13 protein-coding genes and 2 pseudogenes are annotated in these 16,666 nt (G+C 35.2%); 14 read left to right on the top strand and 1 reads right to left on the bottom strand.

Annotated features, from left to right (window positions below; translation table 11 throughout):
* The first annotated feature begins 248 nt into the window (after window positions 1–248).
* The 14 genes and pseudogenes from OL225_RS22065 to OL225_RS12385 all read left to right on the top strand — a co-directional run bounded on the left by OL225_RS22065 (window position 249) and on the right by OL225_RS12385 (window position 15,697).
* Window positions 249–1,874 (top strand): annotated as a pseudogene (locus tag OL225_RS22065) (T9SS type A sorting domain-containing protein).
* A gap of 10 nt (window positions 1,875–1,884) precedes the next feature.
* On the top strand, window positions 1,885–4,725 hold the full coding sequence (locus tag OL225_RS12445; protein WP_264518470.1) for a hypothetical protein: 2,841 nt from the start codon (window positions 1,885–1,887) through the stop codon (window positions 4,723–4,725).
* A 5-nt stretch (window positions 4,726–4,730) separates the two neighbouring features.
* On the top strand, window positions 4,731–8,459 hold the full coding sequence (locus OL225_RS12440) for an RHS repeat-associated core domain-containing protein (RefSeq protein ID WP_264518469.1): 3,729 nt from the start codon (window positions 4,731–4,733) through the stop codon (window positions 8,457–8,459).
* Window positions 8,460–8,470: 11 nt separating this feature from the next.
* Window positions 8,471–8,788, top strand: a complete 318-nt coding sequence (locus OL225_RS12435) for a hypothetical protein (protein ID WP_264518468.1) — start codon at window positions 8,471–8,473, stop codon at window positions 8,786–8,788.
* 201 nt (window positions 8,789–8,989) lie between these two features.
* Window positions 8,990–10,066: pseudogene (locus tag OL225_RS22030) on the top strand (RHS repeat domain-containing protein); the annotation flags it as partial.
* A 2-nt stretch (window positions 10,067–10,068) separates the two neighbouring features.
* Window positions 10,069–10,416: an enoyl-CoA hydratase gene (locus OL225_RS12425; protein WP_264518467.1), complete on the top strand. Its 348-nt coding sequence runs from the start codon at window positions 10,069–10,071 to the stop codon at window positions 10,414–10,416.
* 118 nt (window positions 10,417–10,534) lie between these two features.
* Window positions 10,535–11,782: an RHS repeat-associated core domain-containing protein gene (locus OL225_RS12420; protein ID WP_319800589.1), complete on the top strand. Its 1,248-nt coding sequence runs from the start codon at window positions 10,535–10,537 to the stop codon at window positions 11,780–11,782.
* Window positions 11,783–11,792: 10 nt separating this feature from the next.
* Complete coding sequence (locus OL225_RS12415; RefSeq protein WP_264518466.1) at window positions 11,793–12,158, top strand: hypothetical protein; 366 nt, start codon at window positions 11,793–11,795, stop codon at window positions 12,156–12,158.
* A gap of 41 nt (window positions 12,159–12,199) precedes the next feature.
* Window positions 12,200–12,571, top strand: a complete 372-nt coding sequence (locus OL225_RS12410; protein ID WP_264518465.1) for a hypothetical protein — start codon at window positions 12,200–12,202, stop codon at window positions 12,569–12,571.
* A gap of 130 nt (window positions 12,572–12,701) precedes the next feature.
* Window positions 12,702–12,968 (top strand): hypothetical protein, encoded by a 267-nt coding sequence (locus OL225_RS12405; RefSeq protein ID WP_264518464.1) that lies wholly within the window; start codon window positions 12,702–12,704, stop codon window positions 12,966–12,968.
* A 160-nt stretch (window positions 12,969–13,128) separates the two neighbouring features.
* Window positions 13,129–13,758 (top strand): hypothetical protein, encoded by a 630-nt coding sequence (locus OL225_RS12400; protein WP_264518463.1) that lies wholly within the window; start codon window positions 13,129–13,131, stop codon window positions 13,756–13,758.
* Window positions 13,759–14,147: 389 nt separating this feature from the next.
* On the top strand, window positions 14,148–14,579 hold the full coding sequence (locus OL225_RS12395) for an RHS repeat domain-containing protein (RefSeq protein ID WP_264518462.1): 432 nt from the start codon (window positions 14,148–14,150) through the stop codon (window positions 14,577–14,579).
* Window positions 14,580–14,660: 81 nt separating this feature from the next.
* The gene (locus tag OL225_RS12390) at window positions 14,661–15,101 is read left to right on the top strand and encodes a hypothetical protein (RefSeq protein ID WP_264518461.1); all 441 of its coding nucleotides are present in this window, start codon (window positions 14,661–14,663) and stop codon (window positions 15,099–15,101) included.
* A gap of 233 nt (window positions 15,102–15,334) precedes the next feature.
* Window positions 15,335–15,697 carry a hypothetical protein gene (locus tag OL225_RS12385; protein WP_264518460.1) on the top strand — a complete coding sequence of 121 codons (363 nt, stop codon included), beginning with the start codon at window positions 15,335–15,337 and terminating at the stop codon, window positions 15,695–15,697.
* Window positions 15,698–16,140: 443 nt separating this feature from the next.
* On the opposite strand, the gene OL225_RS12380 is transcribed toward OL225_RS12385, so the two are convergent.
* Window positions 16,141–16,485: a MerR family transcriptional regulator gene (locus OL225_RS12380; protein ID WP_047423629.1), complete on the bottom strand. Its 345-nt coding sequence runs from the start codon at window positions 16,483–16,485 to the stop codon at window positions 16,141–16,143.
* Window positions 16,486–16,666 lie beyond the last annotated feature (181 nt).

Raw genomic sequence — 16,666 nt, 5'->3', positions numbered from 1 at the left:
GTTGTTGTGTCTGAGTGTTCAGATTAAGGTTGATACGTTTTTTGATTTTAATGCGACATGTTTTGTCGTTATCCAGAGATAATTTTATAGCAGAATAAAATCAATTGGAAACTTTATGATAATAATTTAGTAATCAATAGTAAGGCATATGTTAAATCATGGTTTTATGGTTTTCGTATCTTAAAAAGCGTTAAATTCGCGAAGTTTTAATAAAGCTAATTACTAACTCAGAAAACAATAACACGGGAATGAAAAAATTCTATATCAGTGCATTGACCTTATGTACTGTCTTGGGTATCTCTGCTCAGGAAGTGATATGGCAGAAAGATATCAAATCCTCTACTCAGGATTTTCTTAGCAAGGTCACTACAACTATTGATCAGCAGTATCTGATAACGGGAAGCTCGATTCAGAGCGACAAATTACAGCAAACGAGCAAACAAAACAACGGTTATGATTTTCATCTTGTAAAACTGAATCAGCAGGGAGAAGAAGCCTGGGAGAAATACTTCTCGGGATCAAATCATGATTATTTATCAGCAACAGTGACCACACAAGATGGTGGATTTCTATTAGCTGGAACTTCCTATTCAGGAAAAGGACTGGATAAAAAAGAGGATTCCAAAGGTGGATCAGATATCTGGCTGATCAGAATCAATGAATTCGGAGATGAATTGTGGCAAAAAACTTTAGGAAGTTCTTCTGATGAAGAAGCAAGAGCTGTGATCCAAACTACAGACTTAGGATTCTTTGTTGCAGGGAATGTTCAAAATTCTTCAAAAGGCTACGGCTCCAAAGATGTCTTGATTACCAGAATTGATAAAAACGGAAAAGAACTCTCGCAATTAATCTTAGGTGGAAAAGGCTTAGACGAAGTAGAGAAGATGATTCCAACGAAAGATGGAGGAGCGTTATTGGGAATTTATTCCAGAAGTTCCGAGGTTCGTGTTTCGGGATCTGAAAAGGGTTCTGAGATGCGAGGTGCGGGTTCTGTGTCAAACGTTCAAAACTCGAATTCCGTATCCCGAAACTCGAAACAAACTGAAAATTTCGGTGAAGGTGACTACTAGATCGTCAAATTAGACAAAAACGGAAAAGTAGAATGGGAAAAGAATTTCGGAGGAAAAGGTGATGATCATATCAGAACCCTGGCATTAATGTCAACAGGCTTTATCATTGGTGGAGAATCAAGATCCGAAAGATCAGGAAATAAAACTGTAGGCATTGAAGAAGGAACAGATCTTTGGCTGATTTCTTTAAATGAAAGAGGAGATGAACAGTGGCAGAAATCCTACAATTTCAAGAACCGTGATATCCTGATGGGAATGAGCGTGATTCATTCCGCAGATGATAAATCTTCCAAAGGCATTCTATTAGGAGGTTATACCCAGGCAGAAGGAAGAATTCAAACGGATGATGAAACCTTCTGGATGCTGTATTTGGATCAGAATGGTAATGAACAGTGGAGAAAGCATGTGAAAGGAGAATCCATGCAAAAAGAAGAGAGACTTTCAGATTTGAAACTGAACAGAGATGGTTCCATTGTTCTGGCAGTAACCAGTGCAGAAGAACTGGGCAAAGAGAACTGGAAGATTGTAAAACTGGGTGACAAACAGGTGGATCAGTTAATTGAAAAATACGATATCAAAATCTATCCAAATCCTGTTTCCGATTATGCTTACGTAGAAATCGGCTTTGATTTCAAAGATGCTGATATTCTTTTGTATGATATGAGTGGAAGACAGCTTCAGAGTATAAAAACTAAGAACAGAGTGACCAAGATCAATACTCAGGCTTTGGTTCAGGGAGCTTATCTGGTGACTATAAAATCTGATACTAACAAAACGGCGAATGCCAAATTAATTAAGAAATAAACACGAGATCATGAAAAAAACGATCATTTCACTGGCAATCCTTGTTGCCGGTATAGAGCAGATTTATGCCCAGCAGCAGCAACAGGTTAATTTCGGAGACTCTTCCAGACCTGTACCTTCCGTTTCTTCCCTTGCCACCTATGCCAATACTCCTGTATCCAATGCAACAGGTCTTCCGGATATTTCATTTCCTTTGTTAGGATTACCAACCTATAATAATGGGATGAACTTAAATGTTGGGCTGTCTTACAATCCAATGAATGTCTCACAAAATGAACCTGCCAGCCAAACGGGTACGGGGTGGACAGTCTTTGCCGGAGGAGTTATCTCAAGGAGTATAGAAACTGATATTGATGAAATGTATGATGATCCAACCAATGGCAATTACGGTAAAAATAATTTTAATGACATTTATTATTACAATCTTCCGGGACTTTCCGGAAAATTCAGATTTAAGAGGAATCTTACCGATAATACTTTTGAACTGATCAATCTTTCTTCCAATAAAATTAAAATTGAGTATACCCGCACCAGTAATACTGCAACACTTATCCTCGATTCATTTACGATAACTGATACAAATGGCACAAAATACTTCTTTAACGATTATAGCAGAAGTAATCAGGAACGAAATGTCTTTTCACCGGGAGGAAAAGTCTATAAATCTGCATTCTTTTTATCCCAGATTAAAGATGCCAATAATGTTGAACTTGCCAATTTTACGTATCAGAAGGATATAAAATATAAGAACAATTCAACAACGATTGTCTATCAAACAAGTAAATTAAAAAGTATTACCTCACCCGGATTTGGAAAAATTGAATTTGACTATTTATATGATTCTGCTCTGGAAGGCGGTATGAACGATCCGTATCAGCTTCAGAAATTGACTTTAAGAGATAATTACAATCATTTGATTTCCGGCTATAGTTTTGAATATATTTTGCTTGGATATAATTATTCATCTTCGGGAAATCCTTTTTATGCTGATTATAAAAGAACCTTAACGAAACTTAAAAAGCTGGATAAGAATGAATCTGTTTCTGAAACAACGGAATTTGAATATGGTGTGCCTTCAGCTGCTCAATCTCCGGGAATAAGCCCCCATGATTTATGCGACCAATCTTCTTTACCCTCATTGCCAAAAGCAGCTCAGGGAATTTTAAGGAAAATAATAAGCCCTGCCAAAGGGGTGGTAGAATATAATTTTGAGCCTAATCAATATTATAAGGACCAAAATGAGCAAAGCTATGCAAATTCTATTTTGAGCGGAAACAGCTTTATAGATCCGGAATTACAATATTTGAGTCCATTCAAGGATATACTGTACAATACCACTAAGCCAATACCCAATTACCCCTTTACGGTTTCAGGAACAACACCAACCAAAAAAGTGTTTATTGTTTTTGGAGTTGAAGAATTCTATCCTGTCCCACCTTATTGGGATACCAATACTCCGCCCAGCGTAGATTATGTGATCTATAATAGTGGCGGAGCGGTTATCGGCGGAACTCAGTGTTATTCTTACCAATATTACTCGGTAAGAGAATATGATCTGCCACCCGGAAATTACGTCTTATCGGTTAAAGGATCCGGGGGAAGAGGACAGGCTAATTTATTCGGAATGGAACATATTCCGCAGCCTTTTCCCAACAAGGTGACCGGAAAAGGAATAAGAATCGGCAGTATTAATTATTATAACAGCAAAGCGGAAACCACTCCTGTAAAAACTACCAGATTTGAATATAACAGTTTTTCAGACAGCCAGGCCTCATCAGGTGTTTTATTCTATCCGGAATTAGATGTGAATGCAGACAACTACCCATTGTATAAAAATGTGAAAATAATGGAGAGTGATAACAGCAACGGCTATGTGAAATATTACTACAAAAACCCGGAAGATTTTCCTAAAAATGGAGATTACTGGCCTTATTATTCTTTAACAAGCGGTGGATTACTGGATAAAAAAGAAGTCTATAATGCACAGAACAAACTTCTGGTTTTGGAGCAGAATAATTACACGTTCGAAGAAATCCCCGGACTTGAGAATTACCTTCTTTGGAGCAATAAAACGCTCACTTCAGAAACATCATGGCTGAAAAAATCATCGGTTACCTCCACCAGCTATTTTGATAACGGACAGAGTATAGAAGAAAAATCGGAAACCAATTTCAATGCGTTCAATTTTGGTGTGTCCTCTACCAAAAAAGTGGTGGATGGAAATACAGTAGAACAATTCTATACCTATCCGGAAACGGGATACGCCAACCTTTCCAACGCTCGTATTTTGGACGTTCCTGTTGTACAGGAAGAAAAAAACGATGGTAAAACACTATCTAAAATACAGACAAAATATGACAATGCAGGCAGTACGTTACCTACTTCAGTGTTAGCCACTAACATGAGTGACGGAACGACAAAAACGACACTCAAATTTGATCTCTATGACGAAAAAGGAAATCTTCTGCAGTTCACATCTTCCGTAGGAATTCCCACGGCTATTGTATATGGCTATGACAAAACACAGCCTATTGCTAAGATTGAAGGAGCAACCTACGCACAGGTGACTCCTTATATTCAGACTATTGTAGATGCCTCTAATGCGGATGCTCAAAACCCAGCCAATGAGCAGGCACTCCTTACGGTACTGGATAATTTCAGAAAAACAGCCGCATTGAAGGACTTTCAAATAACCACAACCACCTATGATCCCCTCATAGGAACAACCACTACTACTCCGCCTAACGGAATCAGAGTAATTTATAAGTACGATGCCAGTAATAGATTACAAAAAATAGTGGATATGAATGATGTAACCCTGAAAGAATATCAATACCATTATAAAAACTAAACACAATGAAGAAAATAATAATACTACTCAATTTGTTTGTGGTTGGTTTTACTTATGCGCAGACCAACCTTACTCAGACAGAAAACTATATCTATGAAAAAAACTGTTTAACGGAAGACTGTTCCAAAAAAATAGAATCCGTACAGTATCTTGACGGGCTGGGAAGAGCCAGGCAAACCATCGCTATAAAAGCAACACCCTCCGGAAAAGATATCGCTGTTCCCATAGAATATGACGCCTATGGAAGACAGGTAAAAAGCTACCTTCCCGTTCCGCAGTCAGGGACACAAAATGGGGCTTTATATACCAACCCGCTTTCCAATGCTGCTTCAATATATGGAAATGAAAAAATCTATGCCGAAAAAGTGCTGGAATCTTCTCCCCTGGGAAGACCACAGCAGCAAAAACAGGTCGGGAACGACTGGGCCGGACATCCCGTACAGTTTTCTTATGAAGCCAATACCTCAGCAGATGCCGTAAAAAAATATACTGTGGTCACAAGCTGGGTAGAAGGACGAACAAACAGTGAACTGAGCCTTTCAGGGGCATATCCTGAAAATACATTATACAAATCTGCTGTTACAGATGAGGATGGTAATGTAACCACCCAATTCAAAAATAAGAAAGGACAGACCATCTTAACAAGAAAAAAAGACGGAACCCAGAATGCAGATACGTACTATGTATACAATGAATATGGCGGACTGGCTTATACGCTTCCCCCATTAGCCTCTGCTTCTACATTAACACCGACTGTATTGGATAACCTTTGCTACCAATACCGATACGATGGATGGAACAGACTGGTGGAAAAGAAAATCCCGGGAAAAGGCTGGGAATATATGGTGTATAATAAAGCTGATCAGCTTATCCTGACCCAGGATACTATTCTTAAAGGAAAAGGGCAATGGCTTTTTATCAAATATGATCAGTTTGGAAGAACCGTTTACACTGGAATCACCAATAATCCTGCCAGCAGGGCATCAATACAAAACAGTGCCAATATCAATGCTAATTTATACGAAACCAGGACTGCTACAGCAGGATGGACCTTAAACGGCATGCCAGTATATTATACTAAGCTTTCCACTCCCACCGGTATTACCCAAATCTTAAGTATTAATTATTATGATACCTATCCTTCCTACAGCTTCAATCCGGCTTTTCCCAATACAATTATGGGAAAAACTTTACTTTCTGATAACTCAACAGCTAATGCGGTAAGTACAAAAAGTCTTCCCGTAATGAATTTTGTAAAGAATATTGAAGATGATAACTGGACGAAAAATTACATTTATTATGATTCTAAAGGAAGGGCTATTGGATCTCATTCTATTAATCATTTAGGCGGATATTCCAAAACAGAATCTGAGCTTGATTTTATAGGTGTTCCTCAAAAAAGCAATGTCTATCATGTAAGAAAGCCTGGCGAACCGGGAGTCATCATTAAACAGCATTATGTTTATGATTCCGGAAACAGACTTTTACAGCACTATCATCAGGTAGATGATAAACCCGAAGAACTATTATCGGAAAACACCTATAACGAGCTTTCTCAAATTACCAGCAGAAAAGTAGGCAATAATCTTCAAAGTATAGATTATACCTACAATATCCGTGGGTGGCTATCCGATATCAACAAAAACCAGATGGGATTGGCTGATCTGGGAGGAAAACTTTTTTCTTATGCCATCAGATACAATCAAAAAAATGGAATTGATAATCCGGATCCTGCACAGTTTTCAGGAAAGAATGTAACCCCAAAATACAACGGAAACATTACGGAAGTAGATTGGAGAGCTGTAGAAACAGTAGGTGTAAACCCTTCACTTACGCCAAAAAGATACGGCTATGCGTATGATTCAATGAACAGAATGACAGCTGGTTATTATCAAAACCCAGGCAACCCATACAGCAAAGAAAATACGGAATCATTATCATATGACCTCAACGGAAATATCAGCAAACTGTACAGAACTTCCGTAACAGAGTATGGAAGCAATACCGCAACGGTAATTGACAATCTGAATTATATCTATACAGGAAACCAGGCGACAAACATCAATGATCTTTCCCAAAACCCGACAGGTTATGAAGGCGGAGGAAATACCATCACCTATGATCAGAATGGGAATATGCTCACCATGCCGGATAAAGGCATCAGCTCTATTACATATAACTACCTGAACCTGCCCACTGATCTGCACGTTAATAAATCCGGAAACGAAGATGTTACCATCAATACCAAATACCGGGCAGACGGAACAAAGCTCTCAAAAGAAAATACAACAACCATTACCGGGTTTAACGGCTTTACAACCACAAAAAGAATTACAGACTATCTGGACGGTTTTCAATACCTGAGAACAGAAAACTCCGGTTCAGGTGGTGATCCGGAAACATTGATGCTTTCTTCAATGTCTGCCAGAGCCATGCAGCCACAGGCTTATACAATTGTTACAGACCCTACAGTTCAACCGGTAGGAGGAAGCTTTACCGCCAATCTGAAAACTCCGGACTTGCAGTATTTACCCACTGCGGAAGGTTTTTATGATTACCAGAAAGATCAGTATATTTACCAGTACAAAGATCATTTGGGGAATGTAAGGGTTTCTTACGGAAGAAACAGCGCAGGGGCTCTTGAGATTACAGATTCTAATGATTACTATCCTTTTGGGATGAATCACCTGAAAACCGGAAATGCATTCTTTGGACGGGGAAGTTATAAAGATAACAAATACAATGGCAAAGAACTTCAGGAAACGGGTATGTACAGTTATGGCTGGAGAGAGTATATGCCGGATTTGGGAAGATGGAACGGGATAGATCAGCTGGCAGAAAGCTACCTTTCTACAAGTCCATATGCTTATGTTGCTAATAACCCTGTTTTAATGACAGATCCTGATGGAAGATGGATGGATGACACAGGACATATTACCGATACTACGGGACAGGCCTTTGGGTTTCATGGTTCTTCATATAGACCTCTACTGTCATTCAGCACGTATGATGGTATGCACACTAATGAAGGTGCTGGCGTTACAGATAATGGAAATAACAGGATTGCACAAGGTCCTAAACCTAATATTTTTAAGACAATAGGTAATTTCTTTAGAAGACTAGTTGGTAAAAGTAAACATGCTGCTGTGGGGGTTTTATCTGTGGGGGTTATTACACTTGAAACCATAGCTCCTTCTATAGAAATGAGTGCAGCAGCAGCAGAGGCAGCGGGATATGGAAGAATAGGTATATGGGGATTACCTTTAATGCTTAATGGAGATAGTGGCTTTTCAGCAAATTCTAAACCGATTACAGGTGCTATTGATATTCCTGTTACAACAACGGCTGATGAATCAAGTCCAGATAAAACGATTACATTATATAGAGGAGTTTCATCAAATGCAGGAATAGCATATGATGAGGCTTTATTAGGAATAGCAACAGCAAATGGGTTTAGACTATCATTTAATGGTATTCCTCACTCAAATATGGCAAGTCATGCTTCTGGTGATAATAATAGCATATGGACTTCATGGACTCCAATGAAGGATGTTGCTACAAGATTTGCATTAGGAAGAAATAAAAGTGGTGGTGTTTTATTAACAAAAACATTTACAGTAGGTCAGGCTATTCCAAATACATCATTTATGGCCATGGAATATTTTGCTGATGAATATGAATATTTAGTTCCAGGAATAGTAGTAGGAGCTCAAGTGACACCTATTAAAAAATAAAAACAATAATAATGAACATCGATATAAAAAATAAAATAGATATCCTCTTAAAGCAAAAAAGAATTATCCAACAATTAGATAATAATTTTTCTTTAGAAATATCAAATCTATTAGATAAAAATAATTTTATTTCTATATATGAAATAAAATTGGGAATTACAAATGACAATAGAATAAAGAATCTTTATTCTAAACTAATTAAATCTCTTGAAGAATATTCTGGAAGCAATATTTTTATGGTAATTATTGAGTATAGTTCTTTTCAAGAACTATGTTTAATTAATGAAGAAATAACGGATATATTATGTTATTGGCCTAAAAAAAAATAATTATCAAGGTTTGTAAAACTCAGTAATGTTACACATATGTTGGTAATAAATTAGAGTATTAAAAATCAATACTCTAATCTTAAAAACATTAGTAAAAATGTAAAGTTGAGATAATATTGTGTAGGAAATGTACGGGTAAGCTACTCCAGATCCTCATCTGGCAGCGCAGAAGTTCTTGAAGAAAACAATTATTATCCATTTGGTTTAAAGCATCAGGGCTATACTTTTTTAACCGGAAATACTGCTTATAATTATCAATACAACGGTAAGGAACTGCAAAAAGAAACCGGCTGGAATGATTACGGGGCCAGGATGTATATGTCGGATATCGGAAGATGGGGTGTTGTAGATCCGCTAGCAGAGACATCAAGAAGATTCTCACCATATACATATGCTTTTAATAATCCAATAAGCTTTATAGACCCGGATGGAAGGCGGGCTATGTCTCCTGCGGAAGGGCTGGAAATTAATACCTCCTCAGAATCTGCATGGTGGTGGCCTTCAAAGCAATATGCAGGAAGCCCAAACTCTACCAATCCCAACTGGTCACCGGCAATGGAAAAAACATGGACAGGAGGTGGCGGAGATTCTGGAACTACACAGGGACCAAAACCTAATATTCTTAAGCGTATAGGTAATTTCTTTAGAAGACTAGTTGGAAAAACTAAAAATGCTTCTGTTGGTATTCTCACTGTCGGAGCTGCCACATTTGAAGGGCTAGCTCCTCCGGTAGAATTTGGTCCAACTGTAGCAAGATTGGCGGTTTATGCAAGAATAGGCTTATGGGGTTTACCTCTAATGCTTAATGGAGACAGCGGCTTTTCTGCAAATTCTAAACCGATTACGGGTGCTATTGATATATCTGGAGAAATTTCTAAGGGCGATAATAATAGAAATGGGATATTACTATATAGAGGAGTGTCATCGTCTTCTCATTCCGAAGTACAGGCTACTATGTATAATGAAGCATTGTTTGGAATTGCTATACCTAATGGATTAAGGCCTGAAAATATTTATAGAGCACATTGGGATATGGATGATCATGCAATGAGTGATAATATTTCAGTTTGGACGTCTTGGACAACAAATAAAGAAACGGCAAGATATTTTGCTAGGGGAGTTAGCGGAAAATCAGAAGGTGTGATATTATCAAAAAGATTTAAAATTGGAGTTAATGCGATCCCTAATGTATCCGAAACAGGAATGAAAATGCAAGAGAATGAATGGTTAATTTTTGGACCTGTAATAAGAGCTAATGTTGAACACATAAAACCATAAAAATGACAACAAAAGAAGATGTTTTTAACTTAATAAAGAAAAACATTAATCTATCAGGAGAAATTAATGACTATCATATAAAATTAAATGATGGAAGATTTTATAGGGAAAATATGATTGGTGTATATAGTATTAGAGAGGGAATGGCTATTAATAAAAAAAATCATAAACTTGCAAAGCAAATGCATCAGCTACTTATTGGGTTGAGAAATGATTCTGGAATATTATTAAAAGGAGTGACTATTAAGGGGAGAAATTATTCTGGAATGTTCTATTTAAGTGAAAACTATGATAAAGTTATTGGATATTTAGAAGATGACATTGATGAAAGTGATAATATAATAAGTTAGAGTATTAATTATCTATCTTACGTTGGTGCAAGCATCTCGCTCGTGCCCTCAATAAATAAAACCGAAAACCACTGCAAAAGCAGTGGTTTTCACTCTCTTTTTCTAGAGAAACTAATGTATTTACCAGTACGATAATCTGGGAAATATAAGGATCAGTTTTGCAAAAAACAGCGAAGGCGTTCTTGATGTTGCAGATTCTAATGATTACTATCCTTTTGGGATGAATCACCTGAAAACCGGAAATGCATTCTTTGGACGGGGAAGTTATAAAGATAACAAATACAATGGCAAAGAACTTCAGGAAACGGGTATGTACAGTTATGGCTGGAGAGAGTATATGCCGGATTTGGGAAGATGGAACGGGATAGATCAGCTGGCAGAAAGCTACCTTTCTACAAGTCCATATGCTTATGTTGCTAATAACCCTGTTTTAATGACAGATCCTGATGGAAGATGGATGGATGACACAGGACATATTACCGATACTACGGGACAGGCCTTTGGGTTTTTGGGTTCGTCATATAAACCTCAAGGTGCTACTAATTATCTGGGTGTAAAATATGGAGATGGCGGTGGAGATGCTGCCGCATTACTCGCGAGAGCAGGAAGCCTTGGGGGAACATGGAGTAATACAGGTTTCGGCTTTTTAGATAGTAATGGTACTCTTTTGGGGTATGATGGCAGCTATAAAAGCTTAAATGTTAATTTTGATGAGGCCGGTATTGGTGAAGCAATCAATTATCTTGAAGAGGTTTTTGTCACAGGAAAAAAGGGTGGAGGTTTCGGTGAAGGATCATATAACAGCTATATGATGGACCTTGGTATAAATAATGCCAGATTAGATTGGAATTTAAGCCAAAGTAGGTCTTTGCTGTATGATGCTGTAGAAAACACAAAAGTAGGAAAATCTGTATCTGCTGCTGAAAACTTTATGTTTTTAGAATTACCAGCACAATTTGCTGGAGGTGCCTTATTTTCTGCTGGCTGGAGAGCTGTCGGTGCTGGAAGGTATATAGGTAATGCTCTAAGTAAAATTACTACAGCAGATGGATTTATGGGAGGCTCTATTGGAGTTAAATTACCATTTAATCTTAAAGTAGGATTATATGCATCCGAAAATACATTAAAATATGGGACTTTTAAATGGAGTACAATTGCTCCTAAAGCTTTAACAAAGTATGAATGGTTTGGGAGAAATATGTTACAAATTACTCCCGAATTCCAACCTACTTTAGGGAATTGGTCAAGTCAGATAATTCCGAAAGGAACAAATATTAGAATTGGGCTAGTTGGTATGCAGCCAAACAGTGGATTTGGAACATGGCTTCAATTTTATAGTCCGGATAGAATACCTTTTATACCTTAATTTTTTACATATGGAAAAATATATAGATTTTGAAAATCCAGACCAAATAATAAATATGGGAGGTCCCTGGATAGGAACATTAATTATAAATAATAAAAATGTTAGTGATAATATAATAATTGATAATTATTTTGAAAAAGAGGGAATTTACTATTTTGTTAAATATTTTGGAATTTCTAAAAAACAAAAGGATAATTATTTTACCGTTTTCCGGGTAAATACTATGAGTTTAAATTTTGAGATTGAATTATCCAATGAAAAATTTGAGAATATCTATATTGAGAATATAGAGGACAATCTACTTTATTATTATGATGGTTTTCACACTAATTTACCAGTTAAAACAATAAATATCACTTTTAAAGGCGATATATAATTAGATTTAAAAATAAAATATTTAACATACTACATATAAACATGAATAAAATATTATTAATAATTTGCTTTCTTCTCTCAATTTTAGTTTTTTCTCAAAAAAATAATAATTATAAGTATATAACAGAAGATCAACATAAAAATAAAATTTATGAAAAATTTGAAAGTTTGGAAAATAACCATTTAAAAATTTGGCAGAAATTTGAGTTTACTTTAAAAAATGATCCTTCAACAGACTATATAGAATATTTTCTCAGTATGGACTGTATGAAGAAATCTTCTGTTATTAAATCTATAATTATACATTGGAGAGATGGAAATATAGAAAAATTGAATAAACCTTCGAAAGAAGAATTGATTACTAATCCCAATTCTGTATTAGGGGGTATTTTACAAAGACACTGTAGAAAATAGTGGTAATTTTCCAAACGTGCTGGTAATAAAATAGAGTATTGGTTTCAATGCTCTATTTTTAGAAATGGTGGGTAGTGAAACTGAAACATTTTATAGATGTAGATTAGTCTTTAAGTCTTATAAAAAAAATTTGAATATTCCTAAAAAAGATAGTGGAAATTATTTAGATTTTAAAGAAGATTTAATTGAAATTATTACTATGCAGAATAAAAAAAGAAGTAATGATTTGATTGTTGAATACAATTGGTATAATACTAAATCAGCTAAGATTTATGGTTATATAATGGTAATGTTTCCTAATAAATTGAATATATCAAATTTAGGATTGTTCTTAATTGTTTCAGGAGGTCTTTCACCAATCTTATTGAGGATTTTTAGAAATAATAAATCTATTTAAAAACTGATAGGATTAATAATATTCCAAAAATTTTGATAATAAATTAGGGCATTGGATTTCAATGCTCCCCTGTTGGATGGACTATTGGTATTGGTGTTCTTGCTTATGGCACAGGAACAATGATTTATGATTTAACACAACAACCTTAATTAACAAAAAAATGCAAGAATATAATATCACAATTTTTAGGCAATCAAGAATTTTACTATGCCTTTTTTTATTACCTGTGATTTTTTTAACAGCAATTTTTATAGGGGCAGAAACAAATTCATTTGTAATTTCGGTTTTGTTTATAATTATTAGTCTCCTTTTAATCTACTACTATATTATTGGTCGTCTCAAAATAACTGTTAATGAAAACGAATTGTTTTTTGAATGGAGAAAAAAAATTATTTTTAATTATAATCCAATTAAATCTATTAAAATTAATGATATAAAAACTATCGTTTTAGATGAAGAAAGGCTTTTAAGAAAAATAAAAACACATGATGCTGTAATCTATATTAATAACTCTAAAATTAAATCTGAAGATGTAGAGAAGTTTATTAATAGATTGAAAAATGATATTAAAAAAAATGATATTAAAGTAATAGATAGTTGGGATGAATTTGCTGAAAAAGGACATTTAAGGTTAGCGTATAGAATAAATTCAATAGTACTCATTATATCAATTATCATTATTATAATTTTCACAGTGTTAAAAGGATTTAATCCTGTCTCACTATCTATTTTATTATTATTTATACCACAAATGATTTTATATCAAAAACAAATGAAAGGCAAAAACTAATAGGTCATGTTTCAAACAAAATAGAGTATTGATTTGCAATACTCTATTTTTAGAAGTATTAGCAAAATCACCTTGGAAATGCCAGGGTAAATTTTGCAAAAAACAGCGAAGGCGTTCCTGAAATTATAGATACCAACAACTATTATCCTTTTGGGCTGAACCCTCGCTCTCGCACGATTGCATCGTGCGGCAGATAAAGTAAAAATCTCGCAATTTGCGAGGTTTTTTTGTTTTATAGCGTAGCTGCATTTTTATTAAAGAAATCTTTAAATTTAGATTTTGTGAGCATCCCGTCAATAATGCGGTAGATTACGTTTTTATCTTCCCCCCGCTGGAGCGAGCGTCTCGCTCGTGTCCATAAATAAAAACAAAAAACCACTGCAGCGACAGTGATTTTGCTCTTTCGCCATCAAAACTGCTATATTTACCAGTACAAGGATCACCTTGGAAATGCAAGGATAAGTTTCGCAAGAAACAGCGCAGGCGCTCTTGAAACTACAGATACCAATAACTATTATGCATTTGGACTAAATCATATCTCAGGATCATTGAGCACTTCCCAATTTGGAGGTTATTATTCTTACAAGTACAATGGTAAGGAGCTTCAGGAAACAGGTTTCTTTGATTATGGAGCAAGAATGTATATGCCGGATTTGGGAAGATGGGGAGTGGTAGATCCACTGGCGGAGAAGATGACAAGATATAACCTTTATAACTATGCATTTAATAATCCGATTAGATTTATTGATTCGGATGGAATGGAACCTGATCAAGCAGGTGCTGGAGACCCTAAGAAAACAATCCTAAGTATGAATCTGTAAATTATTTAATAAAAATCAAATAAAGAAGATGGAAGAAACTGTTAAAGCTAACTCATTTAGATTACCTAAAAATAAAAAATAATGAAAATAGTATTCTTTTTAATAATGGTTTTACTGATTAACAATAGTTGCTCAGCACAAAATAATATTGATTTTTATTATCAAGATAAAACGAAAGCAACAAAAACAGATAGTACAGCATATAAATCTTATTTGGAAAATATTCCAAAAGAATTTCTTAAAAAAGATGACGAAGTTTTATTATCTTTTAATAATGCTGCTTTTATTGACGATGTTATTACTATAAATGGTAAAAGTTATAATTTTGAAAACTATACCTGTGGATATACACAAATTAGAGTTCTTAAAAGAGATAAAAAGATTAGTATTACATCTAAGAAAAAAAAAGAGATGAATTTTAAGCTAAAAAAAGGAATTGATTATATTATTATTAGTGGAGACTTTGATAATAAATGGAGTGTTACATTTTCAGAATATTTTCCTACAATGGAATGCTTGTAAAATTACAAATGTAACCCCGCTGGCGCGAGCGTCTCGCTCGTGTCCATGATAGAATAAATAAAAGCTGCTGCAATAGCATTGGTTTTTGTTTTCTTTTTTCCAAAGCTATTATATTTATCGATATAAACGTCTCCTGCCCCGGGAAGCTTGAGGCTCAATGAAATACTGTCTACCAATAAGTGTAAAATACTACCTATAAAATTTTATCCTGAACAACCTAAAAGATATTAAGAATGAAAACAAAAATATTAATGATTCTGTGTTTTTTACCTTTGTGTTTATTCGCACAACAGCTTAAAAAAGAGAATTGTAAAGATAAGAATAGAGATATTGACCAACTTCCTTGCAAAATTACGGAGCATTATGGTATTGATATGATACCTGATGAGAATGCAACAATTAAATATGTTGATATTCTTATAAAAAAAGATTTGTTAGATCCTGAAAAGGTTAAACCTTATCAAATTAGCTTAATAGCAGATAATAAAGTATGGCATATCATTGTAAAGAGTTATAATTGCAGAAACTGTAAGATATATATCAATATTAATAAAAATACTGGAGAAGTATTGAATTTTTACAGATCCGAAGATTAAATCTAAAGCAAGCGAAGAAGATTCCCCGCTGGGGCGAGCGTCAGCCACTTAGAAAGTATCTCTAACCACTATAGAAAGTATCTTCAGCCCCTTTATCAAGTGGCTGGAACCCCTTCGGAACAGCCTCCAATTACTTTATTAACGGCCTCCAGACCGTTCTATAAGTCCCTTTATCCACTTATCAAAGTGGCTGGATACCATTAGTGAACACCCTCTAGCCCCTTATATAACAGGGTATACCCCCTTACCCAAGGGGGTAGAGGGGATTGATGAAGGGGGTATGAAAAGTAAAACCGTTTTTTATTAATAGGTAGCCATGCTTTCCGTAGCTATTGAAAAAGGATTTCTTCCTGGAAGCTTATCCAGATTTGATACATAGTAGAGAGTGTAAACAAAAAATCCACTGCAATAAATGCAACGGATTTTAATATATTGTATAAAACTTACTCACCATCCCTTTCTCCCAAAGACTCTTTCAGCTTAATAAGCTCAGCTTTTACGAATTCCAGGCGGTCAATAAGGGTGATGGTTTCGGAGATTTTACTGTTTGTGGTCAGGGCGATACGGGCTCCGTCCAGGGTGTAGCCTTTTTCTTTTACCAGATGGTAAATCATCTGAAGGTTTTTGATATCTTCAGGAGTGAAATATCGGTTGCCTTTCCTGTTTTTTTTAGGCTTGATAATAGGAAATTCCTGTTCCCAGTAACGTATTAATGAGGTGTTTACATCGAATGCTTTTGCCACTTCTCCTATAGAATAATACAGTTTATCAGCTAAATTTATTTTCATTTTACGACTCCTAAACTTCAAAGATAAAAATTTTTTAAAGTTTCATCCAAAATATATGATAAAAAGTAAGACCAGACTTTATTTCAAAGGAGATTTATAGCAGTAAAATTATCGTAAATAACACATATTTGTTGTAACGGAGTATTAATAAACACTATATAACAGTTCTTTTTTATCTAAA

This window comes from Chryseobacterium viscerum (assembly GCF_025949665.1).
Taxonomy (GTDB): domain Bacteria; phylum Bacteroidota; class Bacteroidia; order Flavobacteriales; family Weeksellaceae; genus Chryseobacterium; species Chryseobacterium viscerum_A.
The sequence above is the reverse complement of the archived record's forward strand: the minus strand, read 5'-3'. Positions and strand labels throughout refer to the sequence as shown.